Annotated in this window: 7 protein-coding genes and 2 pseudogenes; 1 reads left to right on the forward strand and 8 read right to left on the reverse strand. The window is 60.5% G+C overall.

What is annotated here, in order from left to right:
- Nucleotides 1–52 precede the first annotated feature (52 nt).
- From NKJ13_RS31095 to NKJ13_RS31115, 4 genes and pseudogenes are all read right to left on the reverse strand, one after another.
- Complete coding sequence (locus tag NKJ13_RS31095) at nucleotides 53–448, reverse strand: phage holin family protein (protein ID WP_352457931.1); 396 nt, start codon at nucleotides 446–448, stop codon at nucleotides 53–55.
- Between the two features lie 4 nt (nucleotides 449–452).
- Nucleotides 453–968, reverse strand: a complete 516-nt coding sequence (locus tag NKJ13_RS31100; RefSeq protein ID WP_352779484.1) for a hypothetical protein — start codon at nucleotides 966–968, stop codon at nucleotides 453–455.
- Between the two features lie 68 nt (nucleotides 969–1036).
- Nucleotides 1037–1634, reverse strand: a pseudogene (locus tag NKJ13_RS31730) (transposase); the annotation flags it as partial.
- Nucleotides 1633–2682, reverse strand: coding sequence for a YihY/virulence factor BrkB family protein (locus NKJ13_RS31115; RefSeq protein WP_502901963.1), 1050 nt, complete (start codon nucleotides 2680–2682; stop codon nucleotides 1633–1635). The gene NKJ13_RS31115 and the pseudogene NKJ13_RS31730, both read right to left, overlap by 2 nt.
- Nucleotides 2683–2919: 237 nt before the next feature.
- Between NKJ13_RS31115 and NKJ13_RS31120 the strand changes: the two genes are divergently transcribed.
- Nucleotides 2920–3777 carry an alpha/beta fold hydrolase gene (locus NKJ13_RS31120; RefSeq protein WP_352779490.1) on the forward strand — a complete coding sequence of 286 codons (858 nt, stop codon included), beginning with the start codon at nucleotides 2920–2922 and terminating at the stop codon, nucleotides 3775–3777.
- Between the two features lie 555 nt (nucleotides 3778–4332).
- On the opposite strand, the gene NKJ13_RS31125 is transcribed toward NKJ13_RS31120, so the two are convergent.
- The 4 genes and pseudogenes from NKJ13_RS31125 to istA form a co-directional block, all read right to left on the reverse strand.
- Complete coding sequence (locus NKJ13_RS31125; RefSeq protein ID WP_352779493.1) at nucleotides 4333–4629, reverse strand: hypothetical protein; 297 nt, start codon at nucleotides 4627–4629, stop codon at nucleotides 4333–4335.
- A 144-nt stretch (nucleotides 4630–4773) separates the two neighbouring features.
- Nucleotides 4774–4986 (reverse strand): annotated as a pseudogene (locus tag NKJ13_RS31130) (alcohol dehydrogenase catalytic domain-containing protein); the annotation flags it as partial.
- A gap of 88 nt (nucleotides 4987–5074) precedes the next feature.
- Nucleotides 5075–5947: an IS21-like element helper ATPase IstB gene (gene istB / locus NKJ13_RS31135; RefSeq protein ID WP_352774152.1), complete on the reverse strand. Its 873-nt coding sequence runs from the start codon at nucleotides 5945–5947 to the stop codon at nucleotides 5075–5077.
- Nucleotides 5944–7206 carry an IS21 family transposase gene (istA, locus tag NKJ13_RS31140; RefSeq protein ID WP_352779496.1) on the reverse strand — a complete coding sequence of 421 codons (1263 nt, stop codon included), beginning with the start codon at nucleotides 7204–7206 and terminating at the stop codon, nucleotides 5944–5946. The genes istB and istA overlap by 4 nt, the downstream gene beginning before the upstream one ends.
- Nucleotides 7207–7949: the final 743 nt, after the last annotated feature.

Consider the following 7949-nt stretch of genomic DNA (forward strand, 5'->3'; position numbering starts at 1 on the left):
GAGCTGAGAAGCCATTCTTTCGTTCCAAAATCCTGGACCTGTGAATTGCGGCTCATGTTAATTGCTCCTTGGTTGTCGCAATATCCTGCTTTATTTGGCTTATGGAGTGTGTCGGCAGAAGTTCTTTTTGCGCATCAGCGCGGCCCCGATAGTAGGCGAAAGCAGCGGCGAGGGCTGTTGCGGCCGCGACGATCAGACACGACCAGTGCAGGGCCATCCCTAAGCTGGCTATTCCAAGTACGAGGGCTTGCACTAGAAGCAGAGCGGCGACCACTCCCAGCACGCCAGCAGCAGACATCCACACACCTGCTTGGAGCTTCGTTGAGACGTTGGCGGACAGCTCCGCATGCGCCAGGCGCAACTCTTTTTGAAAGAGGTCCGCGACGTCCGCCAACACTGCCGACAGTGCTTGAGGGAGAGGCGAATTCTTCAGTTGTTCCTGTGCCATCAGATCAGTTCGCTCCCTGCCGCCTTCCCTTGATGGACTCTGGTGCGGGAGGCGCGCTCTTCAGTGTGCGGAACGTCAAAAAGCCCGCTACGGCGGCCAGCCCAAACACCAAACCCGGCTTGCGCCTCGCCAAATCGGACGCTGCAAGAACCAGCTGATCGACGGACCTGTCTCGCAGGTCGTCTGCGTATCCATCAAGCCTATTCGCGAAGGTGCGCACGACCCCAGCGACTATCGGTGCGTTTGCGTCGAGGTCCTCGGCCGCACGCTTGGTCGAACTCGCCAGTTGGCCCATCACCTCGGCGCCGCTGCCGACCTGACGGTCCAACATCTCCTTCACCTGATTGGTCACGGTGGACGCGCCACCAACGGCCGCCCGTTTGGCGGTTTCCGCCGCCCCTTGCGCTATGTCGGACGCTTTGGATAACGTGCCGCTTACGGTCGCTCCTATGTCTTCCGAGGTACCGTCACCAGCTCTTACCGCAGTCGGGGGACGCCGTTCAGAATTCCGGTTGTTCATGGTTTCCTCCATTCGAGGAGCAAACGGAGGTAAGGCCCGTTGGTTCCCAATGAGTGACTATCTGGGTGTCAAGTTGCGTTTGCGAACTCGTGGCGCGCATCGCGTGCTTTTGCATTGGGAATGACGGGTAGCTTGCGGGCGGGCGCAATGCGAATAATCATCTTTCCCTTTCCTGCCTGAAGGCGCCGGGTGGGGATCATATCTGGCGACGGTGAGCGCGATGAGGAAGAGGCTGGAGCGCGTACCTTTACGGCCGCCGCGCACCGGTCTTCGACCGCTGCGCCTGCCGCTGTCATTGGCGATCGGCGCCAAGCCCACGAGTTTGCGATGGCCTTATTGGAAAGGTGTCAATCTCGGACAACTCGGCGTCAGGAGTACGCGGGGCCCTTGACCGAACGGAAGACCTGATCGAGACAGGCCCACAGCGGATCGTCGTCGATTAGCGAGGCGATCTCGCCCTTCAAGTCGGCGGCTCTGACGTTTGAGCAGAAGAATGACCTCGTCGAGGCTGGCGAGGTTTCGGCATCGGCGACGGTGCTTGTGCGTTGCTTCTGGATGGTGAGATCGCCAGTCATTGGGCAAGCCGGCGACCAGCGACTTGAGCCGGTGCTGGGCCACGCTCGGCTGCAGCCGCTTGACGATGGCGTGCAAAGTGATCTGCGCGCTAAGTGTTGCGCTCGCTCGAACGCGACTGCTGGTCGGCCGCATCGGCCGATTCGCCCAGCGTGTCGGCGACCGTGGCACCTCGCGCACCCATCGGCTGCTGCGCACCTGTGGTGGTGTCCTTCGCTGTCTGATGCTCCATCTCGGAATTCAGCTCCGCACCTACAACCAGGATAATCGCGGAGATCCAGGTCCACATCATCAAGCCGATGACTGCCCCAAGGGCTCCATACGTCGCGTTGTAGTTGGCGAAGTTTTCAAGATAATAGGAGAATCCTATCGAAACTGCGACCCAGACCACAGCCGCGAGGAAGGCGCCCCATGTCGCCCATTGCCACTTTGCCCTTTCCCGGCTGGGTCCGTAGCGGTAGATCAGCGTGATCCCGACGCCGACCATGATCAGCATCATCGGCCACCGAAGGATCCGCACAAGGGCTTCGGTCCAGCCGCCGAGGTTCAGCAGCACAAGCATGGCTGGCACAATCCCCACCGAAACGATAAAGCCGATACCAATGAGGATGGCGCCAAGTGTGAAGCCCAACGCCAGGAGATTCAGGTGGATAAAACCGCGCTTTTCACTCTCCTCGTAGGCGATGTTCATGGCTTCGAATAGCGTCTTTATGCCGTTACTGGCGCTCCACAGTGCGACGGCAAGGCCGAAGATGAAGCCGAAGCTGAGCGCGCCAGCCTTCTGAGCTGCCAAGGAAGCAAGCTGAGATCTGATAATATCCAGACCTCCCGAAGGCAGTACGCCGCCAAGGAACGCAATGTGCTGAGCAATGGTCTGAGGATCGGCGACGAAACCATAGATGGACACGAACGCGGCAAGCGCTGGAAACAGGGCAAGAAGCAGATAGAATGCGGCCCCGGCCGCGATCAGCATAACACGGTCCTCGGTTACCTCAGCAAAGACCCGCCACAGCACGTCCTTCCAGCCGCGGCCGGGAATCTCTGACGGCCATTCGGCATTGCGTCCGCGGCTCTCCCGTTCGGCCCGCCGCTCAAGTTGCACTTGATCTTCGTAAGCGTCCTCGGTTGTTTTCTTCGACATGGCCGCCGGTCCGGAGCATCTTCTTCGCGGGGCAAACGTATAATAGCGCCAAAGGATGCAGGTGCAGACCTGCGCTTACAAATAAACATCCGCCGCCTGCAGCAACACCTGCGCCATCCCCACTTGGCCCTTCGGCTCCCATGCCCATCGGCTGAGCGTGCATGTTGTCGGGACGACGCAGCCTGATCTAAATCCTCATTGCGCTGGATCACTTTAACGACACCCACGTTACCAGCCATGATCTCACTCGCGCCTGAACATCAGTTCGTCAACGCCGGAAGTATTCGGCTTCATGTCGTTCAGGCCGGGCCTGCCGAGGGTAAGCCGGTCATGCTCCTGCACGGCTTCCCGGACTTCTGGATCGGCTGGAGACGGCAGATCGGTACGCTCGCTTCCGCCGGATATCGGGTCATCGTTCCCGACCAGAGGGGCTACAACACCAGTGACAAGCCAGAGGGCATCCGCGAGTACACCCTCCCCAAGCTCCTCGGCGATGTCGTCGCCCTGGCCGACGCGCTCGGCATCGGAAGCTTTCACCTCGCCGGCCATGACTGGGGCGGCATCGTCGCTTGGGCCGCAGGGGCAAAGTTGCCTCATCGCCTGGACAAGCTCGTCATCCTGAATGCGCCCCATCCCGAGGTGCTGTTTACCCATGTCCTGCGATCTCCGACGCAGTTTCTGCGGAGCAGCTACGCGGTTTTCTTCCAGAGCCCCTTGCTGCCCGAAGCCGTCTTGGGTGCGCGCCGCTCGGCCTTGCTCGCACGAGCACTCAGGACATCCAGCCGGGAAGGCGCCTTCGAAGAAGAGGAGATTGCAGAATATCGGCAGGCTTGGGAGCGGCCGGGGGCGCTGACCAGCATGCTCAACTGGTATCGCGCCTTGCGCTTTCGCCCGAGCCTGAAGGAGCGGATCACGACGCCCACTCTTGTTATGTGGGGGATGCAGGACCAGGCTCTGGAATCCGGGCTGGCCAAGCGCAGTCTCGCCCTTTGCGACGATGGCCGCCTGCAGACTTTCGAGGAGGGGACGCATTGGGTTCAACGCGCAGAGAGCAACGCGGTGAATGCGGCGCTTCTGGCGTTCCTGGAGGGCTGAGGAACTCAAAAATGGATAGAAACTGGGGGCAGCGTCAGATGGAGCCGGAGGAGGCCTGCAGGGCATTCCTGGCTGCTGCAAAAGAGGAGGGGACATTACAACTAGCTAAGTTGGATTGCGGTATAAGGTTCTATTATCTCCGACCAACACCGCGCTTTGCGGAGTAGATCGACAATGAGATCGACATCGTCCCTCGCCCTGACATCCCCAAGCGTGACTTCGTCGGTAATGAAAAGAGCGGTCGTGCATCCGCCCACAAATATCAGACGCTCCCGAAAGTCGCTTCCCAGCGCCTCGGCTACTATCTGTAGCATGTGGAGCAGCTGGCCTCTGATGGTAGTCATTTCTTCAGAAGCCTTTCAGAAAGCCGCTCACCGGCAAGGCCCACCTCCCGCTGGTTTCCGAGCCGGATCGCATCGACAAGCGCAAGATATTCGTCCAGCCCTCTCATCTTTCGGAACAGCTTCAGGCACGCTCTTGAACAAGGGCTCGATCGATTGCCCCATATCCGGCCTTCCGCAAACGGCCAGATGTGGATGTACTCACCGCCGCTTATCAGCAGTCCTTTAGCATTGGCGCGGCAAAGGCCGTCGGCATGCCGCGCGTGATGCCGCCCGCCTTGCGGGGAACACAAATTTCAGTCCGTGGACGATAAAATTGTGTAGATTGCGGCGATGGAAGCGTCAATCTCGTTTTGCTGATCCCGAGTAGCGATTCCAGGCCGCGAACTGAGTACGGGGCCTCGCCCGAGAAGCTCCAATGAAGCTCCCCGGAGCCAACTTGCCCCTCCTGCTCCTGCAAGCTCACGAGCTTCAGAAGCACCACGATATCCTGACTTCTCATCCCATTCATGCGGTGTGTCCTCTGTCCTAGGACTAAGGACATAAGACCATATCAAGGTGTATGACCCCAGTGCAGAGCGAACTCAGAAAACATCAAGTTCTGGCAATGCCTTGCGCCGTCTCACTCGGCCTCAGCAAACTCGAAAGCCAACTCTCCGCCAGCGAACTGGCCGGGACGAACCGTCCTGATTTCGCTGCCGACCTCCATGACGAGCCGCAGTATTCTTGACCCATGTGCATGGGGCTTCGACATTCTGGATCCCCCTATACGGCCACAGGTCCGAGCCGCAAATGCAGGTCGCCGAGAGCTGGATGATGGGTCAGTCGAATGAAGAACCTTCGGGTCGGCGACTTCATCGCAGCGGATATCGCCAGGAGACGCTTTCCGCCTGAAGTGTCAATGCCGCTCGAATTTTCCCCAAAAGTGCCGAAGTAAAATTCCCCAGTTTCGCCGCTCAGACTGTCGCGGAGGGGTGTCCATTTTTCGGTGGCCGGCCGCGCGGCCGCGATGGTGGATTTAATGTCGGCGGCGTGATGGAGGCTTTTGATCGCAAGTGTTCGGGCATGAGCTCGGCGTGCTGGCGGAGCCGATAACTCGATCCTTCGATCTGGACGACGACCGCATGGTGAAGCAGGCGATCGAGAAGTGCGGTTGCGACGACAGGGTCGCCGAAGACCTCGCCCCATTCGGCGAAGCCGCGATTTGAGGTGAGAATCATTGCGCCCTTCTCGTAGCGGGCGTTGACGAGTTGGAAGAACAGATTGCCGCCACCGTGGACGACGGGCAAGTAGCCGATCTCATCGACAACGAGCAGAGCAGGCCGGCAGAAGAAGCGGATGCGTTCCTGCAGGCGGCCTTCGCGTTCGGCCCTTGCCAGCGCGGCGATGAGTTCGGCGAGCGTGCAGAAATAGACGCTCTTTCCAGCCTTCACAGCCTCGACGGCAAGCGCAATGGCCAGATGGCTCTTGCCTGTGCCGGGCGGGCCGAGGAAGTGGACGACCTCGCAGCGAGCGACGAAGCCGAGTTGGGCCAGCGTGAAGATTCGATCGCGGTCGAGCGAGGGCTGGAAAGAGAAGTCGAAGCCGGCGAGCGTCTTGATCGTGGCCAGGCGCCCCATGCGCAGTGCCGTCTTGATCCGGCTGTTCTCGCGCAGGGTCAACTCTTCCGAGAGGAGGATGTCCATGGCTTCGAGGGCGGCGATCTCGCCTTTCTCGAGCCGGCGCACGACATGATCGAGCGCTTCGAGCGCCCGCGGCATCTTCAGGCCGACGAGGTCGTGGCGGATCCGGTCGATGGTGGATGGCGTGGTGTCGAGCGCGTTCGTCATGGACGTTGCTCGTTCGCCATCACCCGGGCGACGGCGTCGTAGAAGGTCAACGGGCGCTGAGCGACCCTGTCGCCCGAGCCATGAAGAATGACCTCGTCGTTCCTCAGTCTTTGTCGGCGCTTGTGGACGTGGATGTTGCGATGACCCGGCTCGACATGATGCTGGTGCCGGCCTTCGAGAATAGGATGGGTGGCAATCAGTGCGCCGTCCTCGAAGATGCGCAACTCTTCGGCCAGCGTGTGTACCTCGACGACACGGCGCCTGGTGGCGTCGGGCACGCTGTAGAAATTGCCGCCGACGCTGACCATGCCCTCCCGGCTGATACGTCGCTCGAGCTTTAGGACCGATCGGAACGGAGCCAAAGGCAGCGGCCGCAGCGCTGCGCGCTCCTCGGCGAAAGCTTCGTTGACGACACGCCTTGTGGTGGCGTGAACCCTCGGGTTTGCGACCGTGTCCAGCCAGTGACGCAACTGGGCGTTCAGGTCTTCGAGATTGCGAAAGGACCGGGCCAGGAAGAAGTCCTCGCGAATGTAGCGGAACGGCCGCTCGACCTTGCCTTTCGTTTTGGCGCGGTAAGGCCGACACGCCTTGGGATGGAAACCATAGTGGCGGGCAAGATCGACGAGGGCACGGTTGTAGACGATGCCGCCGGTATCGCCTTCGCCGATCACAGCTGTCTTCATACGGTCGTAAAGCACTTCGCGAGGAGCGCCGCCCAGCGCCTCGAAAGCCCCAGCATGGCAGCGCAAGACAGTCGGCAGATCCTGGTGGACGACGAAGCGTGCCCAGATAAGGCGACTGAAGCCAAGCACCATGGAGAATAGCCAGACGATTCTCGGCGTGGTCGGCTCATCGGCAAAGACGACATTGAACTGAGCGAAGTCGACCTGCGCTTGCTCGCCGGGCGGGGTCTCGAAGCGAACCTCGTATCCACGCTCCGCCGCGGCAGGACGGACGTCGCGCAGGAAGTCGGTAACGGCCGTGTAGCCGCCGCCATAGCCGAGGTCCTTCAGTTCGCGGAAAAGCCGGCTGCCGGTGAGCCCGGGATATCGCGTGACCCGTTCGCGAAGATAGGCTGTGAAGGGATCGATCACCGCCTGACGCGGCCTGCGCGGTCCGTAGGCCGGAGCCTCGAGCCCGCGCGCAATGTATTTGCGCACCGTCTTGCGGTCGATCCCGCTCTCCCTGGCGATCGCCGACACCGACAGGCCCTGCCGATGCAAATCCAGTATCATCATCATCTCCCCGATCTTGATCACCGAAATCCCTCTCCCGACCATCAGGAGAAGCATCAACGATCACGCGCCGCCGGTCTTCCGGAGCGCGCTCCGGAAGACCGGCGACAGCGCTAAACTGGGGAAGATTCAAACGGCACTTCTGGGGAGTATTGAGCCGGCATCGACACTGAAGCCCTCGGCAAGCGTAGAGAGCTCGCGCTTTTGTTCAAAAATCTCGCGGCGCTTCGCACGGACGCTCGGCTGTCTTCGCGTCCGGGACAGCCAGGACCCACTTATCCGACGGTGAATTTCTGCGCTGGCCAAACAGTGCGGCTGCACCTTATCAAAAATCGCGATCAGGATTGCGCGGAGAACTGGGCTTGATGAGCAGATGATTCTTCCGTGGTCTCTTCGACCGCGAGTGTCTCGGCTCGACGGCATCGGTCTTGGCATCGCGATCCCTCACGCTCTGCTGGGCACGATCTCTTCGCCAGTCGTGTCTTTGACACGCTTGGTCCAGCCCGTTGACTTCGACGGGCCCTACGACGACCAGTCGATCTCATTTAGACTGTGCAGCCAGGGCCTTCTCACGTCCAGGCTAATAGCCCGTTTTGAGGCGTTTCGGCTGCCGCGGGAGAAGGCAGTATTTCGGCTTCAAGTGGGGCGGCTCTTCAGTGTTAGCGAGGCCGGCATGACCTCACATCAGATCTTCAACCATCCGCGCAATTTTCCCCAGACCTGCGGTGGTCCCTCTTGTTCTAAGGAGTCCCTGTTCAGCCGCGGCC

This window comes from Mesorhizobium sp. M0174 (assembly GCF_040322275.1).
Lineage (GTDB): Bacteria > Pseudomonadota > Alphaproteobacteria > Rhizobiales > Rhizobiaceae > Mesorhizobium.

Bases quoted from the DNA above. Each gene is read 5' to 3' on its own strand.
- NKJ13_RS31095 (WP_352457931.1), bottom strand. From the start codon at position 448: ATGGCACAGGAACAACTGAAGAATTCGCCTCTCCCTCAAGCACTGTCG.
- NKJ13_RS31100 (WP_352779484.1), bottom strand. From the start codon at position 968: ATGAACAACCGGAATTCTGAACGGCGTCCCCCGACTGCGGTAAGAGCT.
- NKJ13_RS31125 (WP_352779493.1), bottom strand. From the start codon at position 4,629: ATGAATGGGATGAGAAGTCAGGATATCGTGGTGCTTCTGAAGCTCGTG.
- NKJ13_RS31115 (WP_502901963.1), bottom strand. From the start codon at position 2,682: ATGTCGAAGAAAACAACCGAGGACGCTTACGAAGATCAAGTGCAACTT.
- NKJ13_RS31120 (WP_352779490.1), top strand. From the start codon at position 2,920: ATGATCTCACTCGCGCCTGAACATCAGTTCGTCAACGCCGGAAGTATT.
- istB (WP_352774152.1), bottom strand. From the start codon at position 5,947: ATGACGAACGCGCTCGACACCACGCCATCCACCATCGACCGGATCCGC.